This window comes from Acidimicrobiales bacterium, from assembly GCA_022452035.1.
Lineage (GTDB): Bacteria > Actinomycetota > Acidimicrobiia > Acidimicrobiales > MedAcidi-G1 > UBA9410.
The window spans coordinates 1-20665 of record JAKURV010000021.1; the positions used below are offsets into that span (position 1 = coordinate 1).

Here is a 20665-nt window from a genome sequence, read left to right on the forward strand (position 1 = left end):
AGGTCGTGGCGACAGCGACGGACGACCCGGTCCTACGACTTGCCGTGTTGGCCCGGTCGGCTGGAGGGATGGCGTCACGCCTCGTCGACCTGCGATTGTCCGGAACAGATGTCAGACGGATTGCCGTCCTGGTGGATGGTGCAGACCGGATCGTCGAGGGTTCGACAGACGGGCCGTGGTCCGACGAACAGGTCCGCCGCCTGGCCGTCGCCGTAGGACCGTCCCTAGACCCGGTGCTGGACTTCGTTGATCTGATCGGCGTGGAGACCGGTGACCTAGTGGCGGTAGTGGAGCGGCTCGTGTCGGTCGGGGAGTTCGACGATCTGGGCCCGGCGCTAGACGGGGATGCCGTCATGGTTCTGCTCGACCTGTCGGCCGGGCCGGAGGTCGGTGAAGCTCTGTCCTGGCTGGTCGACCTGCGGCTCAGAGAGGGCCGTGTGGCCCCCGACGAGGCTGCAACCCGGCTGGCCGACTGGTGGTCGACCCGGGCTGCCGGCTGATCGTTCCGCCTGGCCCTCCGGTTGGCCCCGTTCTTTTGATCTAGGGTTTGCTCGTGGCGAGTCGGCGAACTGGCGAGGCGGTACAGGCCCACGAAGGGCTCCTGCCCGTTCGTCGCCCGGCCGACGTCGACTACCGCTTGGCCCGCCAGACCACGCTCGACGGCTGGAGTCGGGGAAACGTGGGCCTAGATGTTCTATGCGATGCCCAACCGATGCTGCGGCGGAATGCCGTGGAGTGCGGAACCCCTACGTCGGAGACATGCCCGGTTTGTGAGGATCACGAGGTGGCCCACGTGACCTACGTGTTCGGTCCCCGCCTTCCGGCCCACGGCCGGTGCATCTCGACACCCGGGGAATTGGCGCGCCTCGATGCCCGACAGGCCAACCTGACCGGATACGTGGTTGAGGTGTGCCCGTCTTGTGGGTGGAACCACCTGGTCCGGATCACCTCTCTGGGCCGGGGCTGACTGCCGACCGATCCTCCCGAGATTCGGTGTCACACCCGGCGGCCATGCTCAGGGGGTGGACACGGGTCGGACCTCAGAACGGACGGCGGTAGCCTCTGGTTGCTTCCACGTAGGCCGGTACACCGGTCGAATCGAGAAGCGTGACAACCCATTCCCCCTGCCCCACTGCGGGGCCCCGGGCGCGCCAAGGGGCGACGCCCGAGTCCAGAGGAGGTGAGTGCCTGCCATGCGGGCCTACGAGATCATGATCATCTTGGACGGCGACCTCGACGAGGAAGCCGTTGCGGCCAGCCTGTCGAAGGTGACCGCCAACATCGAATCTGAAGGCGGCCGCATCGCGTCTGTGCTGGATTCCGAGCCCTGGGGCCGACGACGGTTCGCCTACCGGATCAACCACAAGTGGGAGGGCGTCTACGTCGTCCTCGCCGTGGTGACCGATGCGGGCAACCTGGACTCCACCGACCGCATCCTTCGACTAGCGGACCGTAGTGAGGTAGTTCGCCACAAGATCATGCGCCTGCCCGAGGCCGAGGCAACCCGTCGCGGCCTGCTCGGCGAAGCGTCACCGGCCGAGGCCGGTTAAGGAACGGAGAGAAACATGGCATTTGATAACAACGTGGTCATCGTCGGGAACGTCACCCGCGACCCCGAACTTCGCTTCATCCCGAGCGGCACCCCAGTGACAAGTTTTGGTCTTGCCTGGAACCAGCGAAGTAGTCAGGGTGGTGAAGAAAAGGCCCACTATTTCGACGTCACTTGTTGGCGTGAACTTGCTGAAAACGTGGCTGAGTCGATCAGCAGGGGTAGTCGTGTTGTTGTATATGGCCGACTCGACTACCGCTCCTGGGAGAACGAGAACGGCGAAAAACGCTCAGCTGTGCAGATAGTGGCCGATGAGGTTGCTCCGAGCATCCGTTGGGCCACCGCCGAGGTAACCAAGATCGATCGTCGCTCTGACAATGAAAGCGGTGCCGGCAGTTCTTCAGGACAAGGCGGCCAACCCACAGCCGGAGCGGGTGAACCGTTTCCGGACGAGGAGCCCTTCTAATGGCCCGCCGCATGCCTCCCCGCCGTAACAAGAGCCGGGACGGCGCCCGTCGGGGCAAGAAGAAGGTCAGTCCGCTGACCATCGCCAAAGTCGACTTCGTCGACTACAAGGACACCGACATGCTCCGCAAGTTCGTCTCCGAGCGGTCCAAGCTGAAGACCCGCCAGAACACCGGCAACAACGAGAAGCAGCAGCGTGAGGTGGCCCGGGCGGTCAAAAACGCCCGGGAAATGGCCCTAATTCCTTACACAAACCGGGTTACCACGCAGCGCCGCGAGCGGCGGTCCGACGACCGGAGCGCCCGCGCTGATGGCCCGCCGCCCCGTCCGACCGCACCGCCTCCGGGTTCAGGTGACGAGGCCACCACCGAGGAGTTGGAGGCCGCCGAGTCAGTTGAGTCGGTCGAGGTCGTGGAGACGATTGAGGCCGAGGTGACAGATGAGCTGGTCGAGTCACTTGAGGCCGAGGTGACAGATGAGCCGGCCGAGTCACTTGAGGCCGAGATGACAGATGAGCCGGCCGAGCCACTTGAAGCAGTGGATGAGGAAGATGAGGAAGGAGCGGGGTCGTGAAGGTCCTCCTCCGTATAGACGTGGACGGTCTTGGTCGTACCGGAGACATTGTCGACGTGGCCCGGGGTTACGCCCGGAACTATCTAGTTCCCCGCGGGCTGGCTATCGAGGCCCTTGAGGGTGTGGCGGCCCAAGCCGAGGCCATGCAGCGCAAGCGCGCGTTGAAGGCAGCGGTTGACCGAAGCGATGCCGAGTTGGCGGCCGCCCAGATCTCCGGCGTGGTGCTCCAGGTGACGGCCAAGGCCTCCGACGAGGGCCGACTGTTCGGCTCGGTTGGTGTGGCCGAGGTGACCGAAGCCCTGGCCTCCCAGGTTGGCCTGGTGGTCGACCGTCGACAGGTGGTCGGTGAGACAGCCAAGGACATCGGCTCGCACGAATTCATTATCGAACTCCATGCCGAGGTCTCCGTGCCGGTGACCGTCGAGGTACAGGCCGAGGCCTGACCCCCGTCGTGTCGTGGATCGTCCGCAGGTCCGATCTCCGGACCGGACGGCTGGCAATCCACAGGATGGGTCGCGATATCCCCGGTCGGAGCGGCGTGTTGGGGACCAGTAGCCGGAGTTTTCCCTCTAGCACCCCACAGGGCAGTCCGTGCATCCTTGGACTCATGGGTGGATGGGAGACCGGGGGGCCGACATGAGCGGGTCGCTCGATGACGATGGCGTGGACCAGACGAGCGAACCACCCGGTCCGGCGGACATGGCCCTTCCCGACCTCCCGCCTCTCCCCGCCGATGTCCCGCTTCCCGAAGAACCACCGGACGACGATCACCACGATTCGCGAGCGTGGTCGGCTGACCGGGGTTCCCGCTCGGCCAACCGTTCGTCGGGTGCACGGGTCCCTCCGCACAACCTCGACGCCGAGGCCTCGCTCCTCGGCGCCATGTTGTTGTCGCGCGACGCCATTGCCGACGCGTTGGAGGTCGTCAACGCCGAGCACTTCTACAAGCCCTCGCACGGTCACGTGTTCGAGGCGATCTGTGGCCTGTACGCCTCGGGAGAGCCGGCTGATCCGGTCACCGTGGCTGAGGCCCTGACCCGGTCCGGACTGCTGGACCAGATAGGCGGACCGGGCCTGCTGTTGGAACTCCAGGCGTCGACTCCCGCCACCTCCAGCGCCCCCAAGTACGCCCGGATCATCCAGGAACACGCCACTCTGCGGGGCCTCATCGGTGCGGCCAACGAGATCGCTGAGATCGGCTACGGCCGACCCGACGACGTGGTCAAGGCCGTGGACGAGGCCGAGAGCCTGGTGTTCCAGGTGGGTCAGGGACGGGTGACCGACTCCATGGCCCAGATCCGGAACCTCATTGATGCCAACCTGGATCGCCTCGAAGAGTTGATGGAACGGGGAGACCACATCACTGGCACACCCACCGGCTACGAGGACCTAGACATGCTGTTGTCCGGCCTCCAGGACGAGTCGCTCATCATCGTCGGATCCCGGCCAGCCATGGGAAAGACCTCCTTCGGCCTCGGCTTGGCCACCCACATAGGGATCCGGTGCGAGCTACCGACCGTGGTGTTCTCGCTGGAGATGAGCCAGATGGAGCTAACCCAACGGATCCTCTGCTCCGAGGCCCGGGTGGACGCCACCAACATCCGCAACGGACAGTTGAACTCCGACGACTGGTCGCGCATCAACCGTGGGGTCGGCAAGCTGAGCGAGGCCCATATCTGGATCGACGACAACCCGAATACCTCGGTCATGGAGATCCGGGCCAAGGCCCGACGTCTCAAGAGCCGGGTCGGCAAGCTGGGGGTGGTTGTCGTGGACTACATCCAGCTCATGACCGGCCGTTCTACCGCGGAGAGCCGACAAGTCGAGGTCTCCGAGATCAGCCGTGGCCTCAAGATTCTGGCCCGTGAGCTGGGTTGCCCGGTGGTCGGCCTGTCACAGCTCTCCCGGGGCCTAGAGACGCGACAAGACAAGCGTCCGATGTTGGCCGACCTCCGGGAATCGGGGTCCATTGAGCAGGACGCCGACGTGGTGATTTTCCTATACCGCGACGAGGTCTACAACGCGGACTCCGTTGACCTGGGTACGGCCGAGGTCATTGTGGCCAAGCACCGTAACGGGCCGACGGGCACCGTAAAGCTGGCCTGGCTACCCCGCTACACCCGCTTCTCCAACATGTCGCGGGCTAGCTAAGGACCGATCGGTGTTCTTGGGCGAAGACATCCTGGGCTGGCTGCTGCTGGCTCTTGGAGGGGCCATGGCCGTGGGCAATGCCGCGGCTCTTGTCCGACCACCACGACAACGAGACGACGGAGACCTAGTCCGTCCTCCAGTGTGGCGGAGCGTGCTCTACATCGTCCTGGGCACCGTTGCCGCGCTCTGGGCCATAGCCAGCCTGAGCGGCTGATCCTTGTCGTGGCCCCCGGGGGACTACCGTCCGGCGGGGAGGTGGCGTCGATGCCTGAAGCGGTGACGACCGAGTTGCAAGCCGGCCTTGTGGATGCCTGCGGGGAGTCCCCGGGTTTCATCTGTGAGTGGATCTGGGACACAACGGATAACGAGGCTCTAGCCGGGCTCGTGGACTGGTTGATCGAGCGTCCACTCAAGGTGGCGGTCATCCTGGTCGGCGCCCTGGTCGTGAACCGCCTAGTGAAGCGGGCCATCGACCGAATGGTCAGCCGCCTCGTGGAATCAAGGACCCGGGAGGAAGGCGAAGCTGAAGCCGAGTCATCAGCCCGACTGGCCCGGCTAGGGCGCCGGGCCCGGGGCAGACTCCAGAAGATTCACGACCAGGCCGAGCGCTCGCGACAGCGGGCAGTGACCCTGGGAGTGGTGCTTCGCGGCCTGGCGGGAGTTGCCGTCTACGCCCTGGCCCTCATGGTGGCCCTCGGAGAGTTAGGGCTAGACCTCGGTCCGCTGATTGCCGGTGCGGGCATCGTCGGCCTAGCCATCGGTTTCGGCGCCCAGTCGCTGGTGTCCGACTTCATCGCCGGGATCTTCATAATCATCGAAGACCAGTACGGGGTGGGCGACATCGTGGACGTGGGAGCCGCTTCGGGCACGGTCGAGAAGGTGACCCTGAGGACCACGATCCTGCGAGACATCGACGGAGCGTTGTGGGTGGTCCCCAACGGTGAAATCCGCCGGGTGGGCAACTCCTCGCAACTTTGGGCCCGCACGGTGCTCGACGTGGACGTCGCTTACGACACGGACATCGACCTGGCGGCCAGCGTCATCAAGGAGGTGGCCGACAGCGTCTGGCAGGAGGAGGTGGAGTCAGCCACCATTATCGAGGAACCCGAGATCTGGGGCGTGCAGAGCTTCGGCGCCGACGCCATCTCCATCCGCCTAGCCGTCAAGACGGAACCCAATGAGCAGTGGGCCACGGGACGCCTCATTCGGGCCCGCCTCAAGAAGGCCTTCGACGCCAACGGTATCGAGATCCCGTTCCCCCAGCGGACGGTGTGGATCAACCAGGTCTCGGAGCGCACCACGGTGGTTCCCGAGACCGAGGTTCGCGACGATCTTCTGGAGCGTCGATCTGGCAGCGATGGCGACGAGTAGTCGCTGGCTGGGCTTTCGGTCCGGTTAGCCGTCGGAGCGGTCGATAGCCCGGTCGTCGGTGCCTAGGTAACTGGCCACCACCCGGGGGTCATTTCGAACCTCGTCCGGGGATCCCTCGGCGATGATCTGCCCGGTCTCTAGGCAGTACACCCGGTCGGATAGGGCCATGATCATCGGCATGTCGTGTTCAATTACGACCATAGTGGCGCCTAGTTCCTGCTGGATCTGCTTAAGCAGCGGTCCGAAGGCCTCGGTTTCTCGCTGGGCGATGCCGGCCGTGGGCTCGTCGAGGCACAGCACCCGGGCGTCAAGGGCCAACAGGCCGGCCAGCTCGACGATCCGGCGGGTTCCGGTCGACAGCTCGGCCACGAAGGCGTTGGCGTAGCGGCCCAGACCCAGGAAGTCGATCAGGTCGGAGGCGTCGGATGCCTTGGCCCGCTCAGCTCGGATCGACGACGGGAGGAAGAACGCTGCCGGGATCAGCCTTGTCCTCTCTCGGGCTTCTAGGGCCACCTGGACCGTTTCGTTCACGGTCAGTTCGGGGAACAGGCGGGCTGCCTGGAAGGTTCGACCCAACCCCAGGCGGGCTCGGTTAGCTGCCGATAACCCGGAGGCGTCGCGGCCGAGGATCTCGATGGTCCCCGTAGACGGGACGAAACCACCGATGGCGTTCATGAGTGTCGACTTGCCGGCGCCGTTGGTGCCGATGAGGCCGACCACCTCCCCCGGGTGGGCCACGAGCGACACGCCGTCGACCGCCCGGAGCCCCCCGAAGGCCACGGCCACATCGTCCACGACCAGCGCGGGCCCGTCGATCTTCCGACGGTCCCGTCCACCACCCAGGGCCACGGCCGGTGGTGTCGTCGTGGAAGTTGGTGTCGTATCGGGCAGGCGCGACTCGGCCCACCGCAGTACGGCGTCCCGGGCTGAGTAGGCGACCTGGATCAGTCCACCGGGGAAGTAGAGAAGCAGGATCAGCAGGCCGATGCTGGAGGTGAACAGGGGTACGAGTTCGTTATCGGGCCAGAAAGCGGGTAGTCCCACCACCCAGAGGGCACCCACCACTGGGCCCATGATTGTCCCGAGGCCGCCGATGACCACGATGGACACCAGGCGCAGCGAGTCGCCGATCTGGAACAGCCGCTCCGTGTAGGGGATGTTCTGTACCAGACCACCCAACAGGGCGCCACCAAGGCCGGCGATGCCACCGGCTATGGCGAAGGCCAAGAGCTTGGTACGGGTCGGGCCGACCGTGTAGGCGGCGGCCGTGGACTCGTTCTCGCGGATCCCGATGATCGTCCGTCCGATGCCGGTAGACCGGAGCCGGGAGACCGCCACCAAGAGCAGTACCAGGAACCCGAGGCACAGGTAGTAGTAGGTCCGTTGGCTGGCCAAGTCGATCGGCCCCAGACTGCCCCGGCGAAACGGGATGCTCTGCTTGAAGCCACCGTTGAACAACGGCCGGCGGAACAGGTACTGCTGAGTGGCCAGGGCGAAGGCGAACGTGGTGACAGCCAGCAGGAGTCCCCGGACCCGGAGGGCACCCAGGCCGATGAGGGCAGCCGAGGCAGCAGCGACGCCTGCCGCGGCCAGCATCGAGACCAGGTAGGGGAGGCGGGGAACGGTGATGGAGAAGAACTCCAGGTCGTCACCGATTCCGACCCCGAACTCCAAGCCCCGGTTGAACCCGGCAGCGATCAGGGCACCGATCCCGGCGAACGCCATCTGGCTGAGAGACAACTGTCCGGCCCAGCCGGTCACGATGGTCATCGAGACGGCGCAGATAGCGAAGGCCAGGATGCTGGCGTACAACAGGTGGCGTGAGGGGCGGTCCACGATGGCGGGGATTATCAGGGCGATGCCCAGCAGGACGGCTAGCGAAATCGTCGACAGGTGCCTCACCCACCAGAACTGTCGGAGGCGCTCGGGGATGGGTCGCCTCCGGGCCGAGAAGGAGAACGACGAGTCGACCTCCCGGCTCCCCCGGCTCTGGAAGGCAACGGCCACGGCAACCACGACGAACAACACGAAGTCGATCAGGCCGCCCTGGTTAAAGAACACGAACTGCACGTGGGCCTGGACCACACCAATGAGGATTCCGGCACCGAGGGCCCGGGGGAAGGAGACCATGCCGGCGATGACCGCGGCGGCCAGAGCTCGGGCCATGGTGCTGGGCCCGAGGTTCTGAAGGCCACCGACGCTTCCCCGGTTCCCGGACAGCAGGAGCAGGGAGATGGTGGCCAGGAGTCCGGCCACCGTCCAGACAAACAGTTGGACCATCTTCGGGTCGATTCCCGACATGCGGGCCAGGTCGGCGTTGCTGGCCGAGGCCTGCACCGTCTGGCCGAACACCGTGCGGTTCAGGAACCAGGACAAGCCCAGGGCCAGGAGGGGGACGACGACCAGAATGGTCGCCTTCGGCCCGGTGACCCGGACGCCGAGGACGTCGTCCCAGGTGAAGTTCACCGGAATGGGAAAGCGCTGGCTGCGGTCCCGCACGAGGTCGGGATACGAGGCGAGAATGGCCTGCATGAGCTGGGCGATGCCGATGGTGGCGACCAGCACAATGACCCGGGGGGCCTCGAACAGCCGGCGGATGACGGCCCGTTCGACCGTTGCCCCGACGGTGATACCGACCAGCAGGCTGATGGGCAGGGCAGCCCAGTAGGGGAAGCCGTAGTTAAAGGTCAAGAGGGTCATCAAGCCGGTGGCTGGGAGGCCCATATTGCCTACGGCCAGGTTGATGACCCGGGTGGACCGATAGACGAGAACCACGCCGAGGGCCAGCAGCCCGAAGACCATCCCGTTGACGATGCCGTCGAACCACAGTTGGCGGGTGGTCCAGACAGCCACTACGGCCATCTCACCTCCGACAATGGCCCCCACCTCAGCCACCCTCCCGGCCCAGGAACACGGCCCGGGCCAGGTCGTCCCGTTCGAGTAGCTCCCGAGCTGGGCCCTCGAACCGGATCTGTCCCTTTTCCAGGAAAATGGCCCGGTCGGCGACCGACAGGGCCACGTTCAGGGACTGCTCCACCAGGATGATGGTCTGGCCGCGCTCTTGGAGCCTTTCGACCAGGGCCAGGAGATCCTGGACCACCGTGGGAGCCAAGCCCAGTGAGAGCTCGTCGATTAGCAGGATCTCGGGGTCGTGGAGCAGGACCCGGGCCAGGGCCAACATCTGCTGCTGCCCTCCGGACATGGATCCAGCCCGCTGGCCCTGCCGGTCCGCCAGGTCGGGGAAGAGGTCCAGGACCTCGACAATCCGGCGCTCCACGTCCTCCCGGTCGCCACGGTGGATATAGCCGCCCATCACCAGGTTCTGGCGGACCGTCATGTCCGGGAAGACGCCGTTACCCCCGGGGAGTTGCTGGATGCCGAGGCGGGACCGGAGTTGCGGCGAGGTGTAGGTGACGGTGCGTCCGTTGAGCCGGACGACGCCCCGCCGGGGCATACCGAGGCCACTAACCACTCGCAAGATGGTGGACTTACCGGCCCCGTTGGTGCCCAGGAGAGCCAACGTCTCGCCCCGGCGCACCTCGAAGCCCACGTCGAACAGGACCTGGACCGGCCCGTAGGAGAAGTCCACGTTGTTGACTTGTAGGACAGGGATCTCGGAGGGGTCGGACGCCCGTTGCTGTTCGGCCTGCTCGTCGAGCAGTTCTTGGACGTTTAGCGATAGGTCATGGCGGACGTGGCGAGCGCCCCGGAACATGATCCAGCCACCGATGATCGAGGAAGGGACGGTCAGGACCAAAGTGGTGACCCGGGGTCCCCAACCGTCGGCGAACATGAACGAGATCAGTCCCCCACCCGTTCCCCCAACGAAGAAGATGTAGAGGGTAATGAGCGCCGTCCCGCTACCCCGAAGCCGATAGGGGACGATGGCCTGGATCAGCGGACCGACCATCGCGAAGGCCGTGCTGAGCATCACCTGGGTGGGTATGGACAGGGCGATGAATAGCGGCACGGTGGGCATGGCCCACTGGATGGGCTTGAAGATCGCAGACAGGCCGATCAGGGCACCGACCAGGTGGAGGGTGCGGGTGGGGTTTTCCCGCCACAGCCGGTCGAACTTCGGCCCGACGTATATGAGGGCCAGCACGGTGAACACGCCGGCCGTGGTGGCCCAGGCGCCGCGCTCGAAGGACTCCAGGCCGAACTCGTCCTCCAGCCACAGGTTCTCCAGCACCGGTGCGGTGAACAGGCCGAACCCCAGGGCGCTGAACCCGACGACCACCGTCTTCATGGTCCGGATCTGCATGAGGCGTGAGAACGCGGCGTCCATGGAAACGGGGAGCGGGTCGTCCTCGGTGAACGACTCTTTCAGGACGTCCTCCTTCTCCCAGCGCCCCCGCTGGGGCTCACGGAGAAAAAAGGCAGCCAAGGCGGCTACGGCCACCGGAATGCCGAGCAGGTAGTAGGCCCACCGCCATCCGTCGATCTCGCCCGGGCCATTAGCCAGCGCGGCGATGCCGCCCACCAGGATGGGGCTGAGGACGGCGAACAGGCGGCCCACTCCCTTGTCGAGGGCGCCGATCCGACCGCGGATACCGATGGGGTAGGTATCGGCGATGGTCGAAGAGTGGACGGGGATGGTGTTGGCCTTGGCGATGCCCACCCCGAACCGGGCCCAGAAGAAGGCGAAGGCGTTCACCGCCATGCCCGAGAGGGCCACCATGGCGGCGAACACGATGCTGGACCAGCCGATGATCGGGATCCGGCGCATCCGATCGGCAGCCCAACCCATGGGGATGGCCCCCAGGACCACGAAGGCACCGGAGGCGCTGGCGATGAAAGTGATCGTGCCGTCGCTGACCCCGAAGGTGTCACGGATGTCGGGGGCCAAGACGGAGATGGCGGCCGTCTGGAGCTCATCGAGGGAGTTCAGGACCATCAGGACCAAGAACGTGGCCGCACCACCCCCCATGGCCAGGCCCTTGCGGAGAGAGATTCCCTCGCTCTTCACCCCAGGGAGAAGGTCGTCGGGGAACAGCACCTGGTCGGCCTGTCCCTCGGCGTGTCGGGCCGCCTCCTCGGCCAGCACGGTGGTAGCCAGAGACGCCGCGCTGTCTGCTCGGCCGCCGTCGCCCCGATCGGCGCGGTCGCCGGTCGAGACGTCGTTCAGGTCGTCGCTCAGGTCGTCGTCCATCGGCTGGTTCTTTCACCCCCACTCAACCGCGGAGAACATCTTTCCACGGTGTATTGCGGTCGTGTCCCGGTTCTCGGGGAAGGCCCAGCGAGCGTTCGGCCAGATTGTTCTTCTGCACCTCGGTGGTTCCGCCGCCGATCGAGATGCTGAACCGGTTAATAACCTCGGCTTGGATCCAGGTACTGGTCCGGTCGGTGTCGACCATGCCCGCAGGTCCGGCCAACTCGGCGGCCAGGTCACCGGTCAAGACCTTGGTGACGGCTGCCATGACTTTGGTCAGTCCCGGGTCGAAGGGCGGTTCGCGCCCGTCGCGGACGGCGGCCTGGATGCGCTGCCCCATGAGTCCCTGGAGGCGTTCCCGGGTGATAACAGTGGCCAGGCGTTGGCGGATTCGGGGATCGTCCAGGCCACCGTGTTGGGCAGCCAGGTCTCGCAGCCGGTCGGAAGCCGGGACACCGCCACCTCGACCGATAAAGGCGGCCTCATTGGCCAGCACGGTGCGGGCGGGTGCCCAGCCTCCATGAATCTCGCCGACCACCTGGTTTGCTGGGACGCGGACCCCGGTGAGGAAGACCTCGTTGAAGTGAGTTGACCCGTTGGCCTGCACGAGGGGACGAACCTCGACGCCGGGCGACGACATGTCAACGAGCAGGAACGTGATGCCACGGTGCTTGGGGGCATCGGGGTCGGTACGGGCCAGGAGGAAGCCCCAGTCTGCGAACTGGGCGCAGGAGTTCCAAACCTTCTGGCCGTCTACCACCCAGTGGTCGTCGTCTCGAACGGCACGGGTAGCCAGTCCGGCCAGGTCCGATCCAGCGCCCGGTTCGCTGAACAGCTGGCACCAGGCCACCTCACCGCTGATGAGAGAGGGGAGGAACCGAGAGGTGACGGCCTCGGTGGCGTGGACCTGGAGGGTGGGACCGAGCATTGCGATGGTGGAACCGATGAACCCAGTGTGGGAGCCGAAGCCAGCCGACTCCTCACGGAAGACGCGCTCGGCCCACGAAGGTCGTCCAGCGCCCCCGAATTCGCTGGGCCAGGTCAGGCCGGCCCATCCGTGTGCGGCCAGGGTGCGTTGCCAGTCCCGGCCACGCTCGAAGTAAGACCGGGCCTGCTGGTCGTCAGGGAACCCGGACACCTGCCATGGGTCGATGGCGGCCAGGGGCTCGGCATGTTCGGTTAGGAAGGCGCGTGCTTCAAGCCGGAAGGCCGCTTGGTCGGCCGGCTCGGTGACCGCCCGGTCAGAGGTGGCGGTGGAATCGCCGGGGAGGTCAGACACGGCCAATAACGCTAGTGGGATCCAGAATCTGACGGACCATCAGGAAACGGCTTTCCCTGTGGCCGCAACGATCTCCGGAGGTCAGGTGGGTCGTCAGGCCAGGGGGTCGGTGTCGTCGATCTGCTCGAAGACACGCTTGACCTTGCCCACCTCGGTCCGGGGCATCGACCCCTCGGGGACCATCTCAACGCCGGCTCGGATGCGGATCCGGTCAGCCAGTACCCGGGTGAGTCGCTCAGTAGCTTCAGGGATCCGGTTACCGGCCTCCGCTGTGGCCTCGGCCCGGACCCGGATTTCGGCCATGGTTCCCCGACGGTCAACGACGATGGCGTAGTTGGCACCAACGTCCGGATCGTCCATCAGGACGGTCTCGATCTCGCGGGGGTAAACGTTGATACCTCGGATCACCAGCATGTCGTCGGCCCGGCCGGTGAGGCGGGAGATCCGAGTCCAGTGCCGTCCGGGGACACCGGGCTGGTCCTCGGGGAGGATCCGTGTGATATCTCCGGTGCGGTAGCGGAGGACGGGCATGGCCTCCTTGGTCAGGGTGGTGAGGACCAGCTCGCCGTACTCGCCGTCGGGCACCGTCTCCCCGGTCTCCGGATCGACAATCTCGGGCAGGAAATGGTCGTCAAACACGTTCAGGGCGCCCAGGTCGTCGGGGGCTTCCATGGCCACCCCGGGGCCGATGACCTCGGACAAACCGTAGATGTCCAGGGCGGTGTAGCCCCCGCCCCATGCCTCGTTGATGCGGTCACGCATACCCTCGGACCACGGCTCGGCACCCAGAATTCCCACCTCGACCCGTAGACGGTCCAAGATTCCCCGTTCCCTAGCCCGCTCAGCCAGGACCAGCGAAAAAGACGGGGTGGCCGACATGATGCGACTGCCTAGGTCCTCCAGTAACTGGAGTTGCAGGGTGGTGTTCCCACCCGACACGGGCACCACGGTGCACCCCAGACGCTCGCCGCCGTAGTGGAGTCCCAGGCCACCGGTGAACAGGCCGTATCCGTAACCGTTGTGGAGGATGTCACCAGGTTGGGCACCAGCCAGCACGAGAGCCCGGGCATTGACCTCGGCCCACACGGCCAGGTCGTGGGGGGTGTACACGACGATGGTCGGCTTGCCGCTGGTCCCCGAACTGGCATGAAGACGCGTGGTGGCCTCCATCGGGGAGATAACCATGCCCAGCGGGTACCGCTCCCGAAGGTCCTGCTTGACCGTAAACGGAAGCCGGCCCAGGTCGTCCAACGAGGTGACAGACCCCGGGTCTATGTCGGCCAGGCGCTCTTCCCAGAAGGCGTTGCCGCTGCCAGCGAGCCGGACCACCAGATCGGACAGCAGTTGGCCCTGGAGGTCCTTCTTGGCGTCACCGGCCAGGCCGGCGGCGTCGAGCGGCTCACCGGTCTGCAGAGTGGGCATCGCCGGACCCTAGGACCCGTCGGCCTGGTGGCCAAAGAATCGAGCGGGCTCCGTCACCGGGAACCGGCCCGCACCACCGCACTAGCCACAATGAGGTCCCAGACGGCAAGGCCGACCGACTTGAACAAGGTGACCTCGTCATTGGACGAACGACCGGCCGTCCCGAGGCACAACTCGGCCAGATCGCCCCGAACCTCGTCGAAGGACCACCGACCCTCATTGGCCGCTGTGATCAGGTCGCCGGCTTCGTCGGCTGCCGCATGCCGGTCGTCGACAAAAACAGCGGACCGTCGGAGGAGGTCGGCATCGACCTCCCGGCGGGCCGTCGAGTAGGAGCCGACCAGGCCCACGTGGGTCCCGGGCCGGACGGCGTGGGTGGGGATCACCGGCGTGGCTGATGACGTGCAGCCGCACACCAGGTCGCACCCGGCGGCCTCGGTCGGGGACCCGGTCACCGCCTCGCGGCCCCCGACCTCGAGGCCGGCCACGAACCGGTCGGTCGAGTCCGCGGTCCGGCCTGACACCACGATCCGTTCCACGGTGGGTCGGACGGCCAGCATGGCGGCCACATGGCCCCTCGCCTGGACACCGGTGCCGAAGATCCCCAGCGTGGTGGCATCCGGTCGGGCTAGCAGGTCGGCAGCCAAAGCCGAGGCGGCCGGAGTCCGCAGGGTGGTCAGGGCCGAACCGTCCAGGGTGGCCGTCGGTACCCCGGTCTCCCGATCGCAGTACAGGTAGAAGCCATGGATCAGGGGCAGGTCGCGGTCCCGGTTCCCCGACACCACGCTCACCACCTTCACGCCGATCCCAGACGGGGAGACGGCTGGCATCAGGAGGAAGTCATCTCCCTCACCCAACGAGACCTGAGACCGGGGGTGTAATCCCCCTAGTTCCCTAGACCCCTCCCGCAGGGCCTCGATGCAGGTTGACAGGTCGACCACGGACCGAATGGCCTCAGCGTCGAAGTGGGGTAGGGGTCCGGGCATCTGGCCTCCGGTCAGCGAAACAGGAATCCCGATCCGAGCGGATCGTGGGGGTCGAGGTGGAAGGTGCTGGTGGCGTGACGGTAAGCCGACCCCTCGATGGTGGTCGTCACGGTGTCACCGGTCGTGGCCACCACGCGGCCCGTGAACTCCCCGCCGGCCACCCCCCGGTTCTGGAACGCCTGGCCGACGTTGACCATCCCGAGGTGGTGGAGGAGGGCCAGGCGGGCCGAGGTCCCAGATCCGCACGGCGACCGGTCAACCTGGCCGTCGGCAAAGACGGTCACGTTCCGCTGGTGGAGGGGATCCCCGCCCAGCGTCTCGTGGAGGATGGAGCCATAAAGCCCGGAAAGACGGTCATCGTCGGGGTGGTAGCACGAGGGGTGGTCGCCGAGCACCGCACGTACCTCCCGGTCCAGGGCGATCAGGTTGTCGACCTGGTCGGCGGTGGCCGTGACGTTCAGGTCGTCGATAGCCACCGAGGCGTAGAAGGCGCCCCCGAACGACACGTGAGCCGTGACCAGGCCGAACGACGTCTGAACCTCCAGGTCGGTGGCCGAGACGTAAGACGGGACGTTGGTGAACCGGACGGAGGCGACGCAACCGTCCACCAACCGGGCGACCGTTGGTAGGCGGCCCGACGGGACGTCGATCACCACCGGAACCTCGCCGTTGACCGGAGCGGCGATCCGACCGGTGTCGACGGCCCACGTGGCCAGGGCGATGGTGCCGTGTCCGCAGGCCGTCGAGAAGCCGTCCTTATGGAAGAACACCACGCCGATGTTGCCGGCGTCGTCGTCCGGGGGGACGACCATCCCGCCGTACATGCCGGCGTGGCCCCGGGGTTCGTGGACCAGGTACCTGCGGTGGTCGTCTAGGTGGTTCATGGCCCAGGACCGCCGGTCCAGCACGGTAGATCCCCCCATGGGCCCGAGGTCGACGATTCGGAAGGGCTCTCCGGCCGTGTGGTAGTCGTCGGCCCGGATGCCGTCCAGGGAGTCCCGGGTCATGACACCGAACCGTACTGCGGCCTTCAGGTGTCGGCCGGATCGACGCCCGCCCGGCTACCAGGTAGCCGTGGGGTCGAGGGCGAACACCTCGCGCATCCGTTCCAGAAGCGGGGCGAAGGCAGGGCTGCGGTCTTGGCGCCCGTTCGGGGGAGAGGGGGCGGTGCACGACGGGTCGACCCCGAAGCGGTCCCGGACCCGTCCGGTCCAGGTGGGCAGGCAGGTGTCGAAGGGGGCGGCCGCTACACCGGCCGCGACGGCCTCACCCTCGCCGGGTACCGGGTCGAACAAGCTGATGGCGACGGGCAGGAGGTCATCCAGCGCGGCGAGGAGCCGTTCGCGGCTGTCGGATCCGACCAGCAGAACGTCGAGCAGGCCGTCGGCGTGGCGTCGGTGGAACCACTCCTCGGAGGCCGCCCGGACAGCCGCTTCGGCCAACGGGGCCAGGGTGGACTCGGACACCAGATCCCATCGGAGTTCCTCGGCGGCGTCGTAGAGCCAGTGCCGGACCAGGGCATGGCCCCAGTCCTCGGACGGCTCCTCCACCAGTCGGCAGCTACGCCAGTCAGCGGGGTCACGGTGGAAGGCCAACTCGTCGATGGCCGGGTCCCCGACGCCTGTCGGGTCGCCGTCTCCGGCCACGATGGCGTACAGGGATGCCGCATGCCCCAACTCGTCCTGGCTGATGGAGCAGAAGGCCAGGTCCTCCTCAAGAAATGGGGCCACGCCAATCCACTCGGCGTGCTGCTGGCCCATCAGGTGCTCGTCGTCGGCGAAGGCCAGGAGGAACTCCCGGACGCCGTCGGTCAGCCCGGAAGCGGTCACCGGTCATCCTCCTTGCGAAGTTGTCGGCGGCGGACTGCGATGCGCTCGCCATCATTGTGCCGGTGGGGCTTGTCAGCGTTGGGGGCCACGAAGTCCGCGTCACCGATGATCAGGTCCTTGCGGTCCACCAGCCACAGCCGGTCGCCTTCGGCTCGCCGGAGGTAGCTCTCCCGGGCCAGGACCAGGGCCATCTCGGGGTCGGGCGCGTCGAGCGAGCCGGCGTGCCGGTACTCGTCCCGCCCGTCCTTCTTCAGGAACACCTCGTAGCGCTTCATGCCCGGCCTACAGACGACGACCGCATGACCTCGACGACCTCGGAACACGCCGGACAGGAGTGCACGGCTCGGCAACGGCTGGGGCCGAACAGCGAGGTTTCGGTCGTTGGGGCGTCACAGCGGGGGCAGGACACTGGTTCGACACCGATCCGGACAGCCACTGTGAACTCCTGGGCCATGGCCTGCCGGGCCTCGTCGCTTACCCGGTCGACGGTCCACGCCGGGGCACCCAGCCACCGAACGTCGCACGATGAGACGCCGTCGACCGACCCGACGACGGCCCGGACGTCATTGGCGATCATGGACAGCGCCGGGCAGCCGGAGAAGGTGGGGATGAGACCGACGACCACGTGTCCGTCCAGTGTGACGTCCAGCGTCTCCAGCAGGCCGAGATCCACGACGGAGATACCCGGGTATTCCGGATCGTCGACGCTGGCGATGGCGGCCCGCACCCGCTCGACGGTCGTCATACCGCTGCCCCCGCTGGTCCCGGAGCGCGTTCTGGAGCGTGGTCCATGGCCTGGCGTACCCAACCGGTGTCGACCCAGTTGGCGGCGGCATCGGCAATACGACGGGCCGAGTCCGGTCCGCCCATAGCCAGGGTGCGTCGCAGCGGCTCCCAGTCGATGGGCCCGGAGGTCCAGGTGCCGGCCTCCGGGTCATGGACGAGGTCAGGGTCGGGGACGGTAAATCCGTAGGAGATCAGGAGCGGCGCGAACTTCTGGACCCACCGGGCCCGTAGGACCTCGTTGCGTTCCGACTTGATGTGCCATCGCAGCAGCACGTCGTCGGGCTGTGAGTCGGGTCCGAAAAGTTGGAGGGCCGGCCACCACCAGTCGTCCAACGAGGCCTGGAACAGGGCCCGCTGGATCTTGGTTCCCTCGGCGATCAGGAGCATCCGCTCCTCGCCCATCCGCATGTGGAACCCCTCCTCGGTGATGATTCGCTTCAGGATTCGGCGGTACGGGCCATAGGAGCAGTTCTTGAACACGGCCTGCTGGGTAGCCAGGGCGGCCGCGTCGACCAGGAACGAGATGGCCACCTGGTCGCCCCAAGTTTTGGCCCGGTAGTGGAAGACGTTGTGGAACCTGGACCTACCAGCGAAAAGGTCTTCCAGCATCTTTCGTCGGTGTTTGATCCCCATGTCGGCGGCCACCATGTACAAGAGGTGACCATGGCCGATCTCGTCCTGGGTTTTGGCCAGCACAGCCATCTTGTGCCGGAGGCCGGGAGTCTTTGGAATCCAGTCCCGCTCGGTCAGCCCGCCCATCAGTTCGCTGTTGGCGTGCATCTCGATGAAGGCGAAGACGGCCTGCCGGTAGGCGTCGGGCATGTCGTCGTCGACCTCCACAATCCCTCCGTCATCCAGGAAGGCCTCGAAGGCCACCATGGAGGCCCAAGACCGTCCCATCAGGCCATCTCCTCGTCCGGGGCACCGTTCACGCCGGGCCGGTTGGCAACCATGGTCAGGACGTCGTAGGCGGCGACCACCTCGTCGTCCTGGTTGGAGACCTGGGCGTCCCACACCACCTCGCCGTAGCCGGCCCCGGCCCGCAGGGTCTTTTGCTTCGCGGTTAGCCAAACGGTCAGCGTGTCACCGGGGTAGGTGGGCTTGGCGAACCGGCAGCGGTCTACCCCGTAGTTAGCCAGGACCGGTCCCGGATCGGGCCATACGAAGAGGCCGGCGGCCAGGGAGAGCACCAGGTAGCCGTGGGCCACCCGGCCGCCGAAGATGGGGCTGGCCGCCGCGGCCTCCTCGTCCATGTGGGCGTAGAAGTGGTCACCGGTGGATTCGGCGAAGTCCTCGATATCGGCCAGGGTGACGGTGTGTGACCCGGTGCGGACGGCCGTGCCGACTTCCAAGTCGTCGAAGTGGAGCTTGAACGGGTGACCCCGGTCGACGTGGCGAGTGGCGCCGGGCATCCACTGGCCGGTGACCGCGGTGAGTACGTCAGGAGAGCCCTGTACGGCCGTGGTCTGGAGGTGGTGAAGGACGCCACGAAGGCCACCCATCTCTTCGCCGCCACCGGCCCGTCCGGGCCCACCGTGGACCAGTGCCGGGAGCGGCGACCCATGGCCCGTGCTGGTGGCGGCCACCGAGGCGTCCACTACGTGGACCCGGCCGTGGTGGGATGCGATGCCCAGCGTCAGGTGGGCGGCCTCGTCGGCATCGCCGGAGTAGATAGAGGCCACGAGGCTGCCCCGACCCAGGGCGGCTAGATGGATGGCGTGATCGGGGTCGTCGTAGCCGACCAGGGTGCAGACCGGGCCGAATGCCTCGACGTCGTGGACCGGACCCGCCTCGGAGTCGCTGGCCCGGAGCAGGGTGGGGGCCAGGAACGCTCCGACGGCAGGGTCCACGTCGCGGAAGGTGCAGGTGTCGACCACCACGTTGGTCGTCGTGCACAGGTCGGATATGGCAGCCCGTACCTCGTCCCGCTGCCCGGTGCTGACCAGTGCCCCCATGTCGGTGTCCGGGTTCGACGGGTCACCGACGCGGACCTCGGCTAGGGCGGCGGCCAGGGCTTCGGTAGCCGTCTCCAGGTGGGATCGGGGTACCAGGGCCCGACGGATGGCCGTGCACTTCTGTCCTGCCTTAACCGTCATCTCCCGGACCACCTCGGCTACAAACAGGCCGAACTCGGGGGTTCCCGGTTCGGCAGACGGCCCGAGGAGGGCGGCGTTCAGAGAGTCGGCCTCGGCGTTGAATCGGACCGACCGGTCGACAATCCCGGGATGGGTCCGGAGGAGAGCTGCGGTGGTGGCCGATCCGGTGAAGCCAACCGAGTCCTGTCCGTCGAGGTGGTCGAAGAGGTCGCCGACGCCGCCACAGATCAACTGGAGAGCACCGTCAGGGAGGATGCCGGAGTCGACGATCAGACGCACCATGGCCTCGGTCAGGAACGCCGTGGGGGTGGCCGGCTTGACGATGGTGGGCAGGCCGGCCAGGAGCGCCGGGGCCAGTTTCTCCAGGGCTCCCCAGCATGGGAAGTTGAAGGCGTTGACCTGGACGGCGACGCCCCGGCGGGGGGTGGCCACGTGGGCGGCGAGGAAGGAGCCGTCCTGAGCCAGGACTTCCGGTTCGCCCTCTAGGAGGACGTGGCCGTTGGGGAGTTCTCGCCGTCCTTTCGAGGCATATCCGAGGAGTACTCCGGCCCCGCCCTCGATGTCGATCCACGAGTCGGCCCGGGTGGCCCCGGTCGCCGTGGATAGGTCGTAGAGGTGGTCCTTCTCGGTCAGAAGGTGTTGGCCGAGGGCCTTGAGCAGGGCGGCGCGTTCGTGGAAGGTGAGAGCCCGCAAAGCCGGCCCGCCGACATGGCGGGCGTGGCCGACGACGGCTGAGAAGTCAATGCCGTCGCTGGAGACCCCGGCTACGGGTAGGCCGGTCACCGCGTGGTGGGTGGCAAAACCCTCCCCGGGCGGCGAGTGCCACCTACCGCAGATGTGGCTTTCGAGCGTTCGCACTGGCCCTCCCAGACGGGCGCGTCGCCGGAGGTCTCGACGACCTTTCCAATCTAATCAAACCTTTGATCATAATGTCAAGGGGTCCGAGTGGTTTGGAGGCAGTGCTTGAGGCGATCGACCAGATGGACGTCGAGGCCATAGCCCGGAT

The 20665-nt window shown here is 66.7% G+C and carries 19 protein-coding genes and 1 pseudogene; 9 read left to right on the plus strand and 11 right to left on the minus strand.

Translation table 11 applies throughout. From position 1 onward, the window contains the following. The 9 genes and pseudogenes from MK181_08065 to MK181_08105 all read left to right on the plus strand — a co-directional run. Positions 1 to 500, plus strand: a 500-nt coding sequence (locus MK181_08065) for a hypothetical protein (protein ID MCH2419755.1), incomplete at its 5' end; no start/stop codon positions are given. Between the two features lie 53 nt (positions 501 to 553). Beyond that, on the plus strand, positions 554 to 967 hold the full coding sequence (locus tag MK181_08070) for a DUF5318 domain-containing protein (GenBank protein ID MCH2419756.1): 414 nt from the start codon (positions 554 to 556) through the stop codon (positions 965 to 967). Positions 968 to 1193: 226 nt separating this feature from the next. Beyond that, on the plus strand, positions 1194 to 1550 hold the full coding sequence (gene rpsF, locus MK181_08075; GenBank protein MCH2419757.1) for a 30S ribosomal protein S6: 357 nt from the start codon (positions 1194 to 1196) through the stop codon (positions 1548 to 1550). Between the two features lie 15 nt (positions 1551 to 1565). Continuing rightward, the gene (ssb, locus tag MK181_08080) at positions 1566 to 2015 is read left to right on the plus strand and encodes a single-stranded DNA-binding protein (GenBank protein MCH2419758.1); all 450 of its coding nucleotides are present in this window, start codon (positions 1566 to 1568) and stop codon (positions 2013 to 2015) included. Positions 2016 to 2026: 11 nt separating this feature from the next. Further along, a pseudogene (gene rpsR / locus MK181_08085) lies at positions 2027 to 2269 on the plus strand (30S ribosomal protein S18). A 314-nt stretch (positions 2270 to 2583) separates the two neighbouring features. Beyond that, complete coding sequence (rplI, locus tag MK181_08090; protein ID MCH2419759.1) at positions 2584 to 3030, plus strand: 50S ribosomal protein L9; 447 nt, start codon at positions 2584 to 2586, stop codon at positions 3028 to 3030. Positions 3031 to 3202: 172 nt separating this feature from the next. Then, positions 3203 to 4738 (plus strand): replicative DNA helicase, encoded by a 1536-nt coding sequence (dnaB, locus tag MK181_08095; GenBank protein ID MCH2419760.1) that lies wholly within the window; start codon positions 3203 to 3205, stop codon positions 4736 to 4738. A 10-nt stretch (positions 4739 to 4748) separates the two neighbouring features. Continuing rightward, positions 4749 to 4952, plus strand: coding sequence for a hypothetical protein (locus MK181_08100; GenBank protein MCH2419761.1), 204 nt, complete (start codon positions 4749 to 4751; stop codon positions 4950 to 4952). A 50-nt stretch (positions 4953 to 5002) separates the two neighbouring features. Beyond that, entirely contained in the window at positions 5003 to 6109 is a 1107-nt protein-coding gene (locus MK181_08105) for a mechanosensitive ion channel family protein (GenBank protein MCH2419762.1), read from the plus strand. Between the two features lie 24 nt (positions 6110 to 6133). Here the strand turns inward: MK181_08105 and MK181_08110 are convergent, their stop codons facing one another. From MK181_08110 to paaZ, 11 genes are all read right to left on the minus strand, one after another. Then, positions 6134 to 8995 (minus strand): ATP-binding cassette domain-containing protein, encoded by a 2862-nt coding sequence (locus MK181_08110; protein ID MCH2419763.1) that lies wholly within the window; start codon positions 8993 to 8995, stop codon positions 6134 to 6136. 1 nt (position 8996) lies between these two features. Further along, positions 8997 to 11261: an MFS transporter gene (locus MK181_08115; protein MCH2419764.1), complete on the minus strand. Its 2265-nt coding sequence runs from the start codon at positions 11259 to 11261 to the stop codon at positions 8997 to 8999. A 22-nt stretch (positions 11262 to 11283) separates the two neighbouring features. After that, positions 11284 to 12540, minus strand: coding sequence for an acyl-CoA dehydrogenase family protein (locus MK181_08120; protein ID MCH2419765.1), 1257 nt, complete (start codon positions 12538 to 12540; stop codon positions 11284 to 11286). A gap of 93 nt (positions 12541 to 12633) precedes the next feature. After that, on the minus strand, positions 12634 to 13962 hold the full coding sequence (locus MK181_08125; protein ID MCH2419766.1) for a phenylacetate--CoA ligase: 1329 nt from the start codon (positions 13960 to 13962) through the stop codon (positions 12634 to 12636). Positions 13963 to 14015: 53 nt separating this feature from the next. Next, positions 14016 to 14948 (minus strand): ornithine cyclodeaminase family protein, encoded by a 933-nt coding sequence (locus tag MK181_08130; protein MCH2419767.1) that lies wholly within the window; start codon positions 14946 to 14948, stop codon positions 14016 to 14018. An 11-nt stretch (positions 14949 to 14959) separates the two neighbouring features. Continuing rightward, complete coding sequence (locus MK181_08135) at positions 14960 to 15955, minus strand: proline racemase family protein (GenBank protein MCH2419768.1); 996 nt, start codon at positions 15953 to 15955, stop codon at positions 14960 to 14962. Between the two features lie 54 nt (positions 15956 to 16009). Further along, positions 16010 to 16777 carry a phenylacetate-CoA oxygenase subunit PaaC gene (gene paaC / locus MK181_08140; GenBank protein MCH2419769.1) on the minus strand — a complete coding sequence of 256 codons (768 nt, stop codon included), beginning with the start codon at positions 16775 to 16777 and terminating at the stop codon, positions 16010 to 16012. Then, on the minus strand, positions 16774 to 17052 hold the full coding sequence (locus MK181_08145; protein MCH2419770.1) for a hypothetical protein: 279 nt from the start codon (positions 17050 to 17052) through the stop codon (positions 16774 to 16776). Before MK181_08145 ends, paaC begins: the two co-directional genes overlap by 4 nt. After that, positions 17049 to 17522: a metal-sulfur cluster assembly factor gene (locus MK181_08150; GenBank protein ID MCH2419771.1), complete on the minus strand. Its 474-nt coding sequence runs from the start codon at positions 17520 to 17522 to the stop codon at positions 17049 to 17051. The genes MK181_08145 and MK181_08150 overlap by 4 nt, the downstream gene beginning before the upstream one ends. Then, a complete protein-coding gene (gene paaA / locus MK181_08155; protein ID MCH2419772.1) occupies positions 17519 to 18463 on the minus strand; it encodes a 1,2-phenylacetyl-CoA epoxidase subunit A in 945 nt (314 codons plus the stop codon). The genes MK181_08150 and paaA overlap by 4 nt, the downstream gene beginning before the upstream one ends. Continuing rightward, complete coding sequence (paaZ, locus tag MK181_08160) at positions 18463 to 20517, minus strand: phenylacetic acid degradation bifunctional protein PaaZ (protein ID MCH2419773.1); 2055 nt, start codon at positions 20515 to 20517, stop codon at positions 18463 to 18465. The genes paaA and paaZ overlap by 1 nt, the downstream gene beginning before the upstream one ends. Positions 20518 to 20665 lie beyond the last annotated feature (148 nt).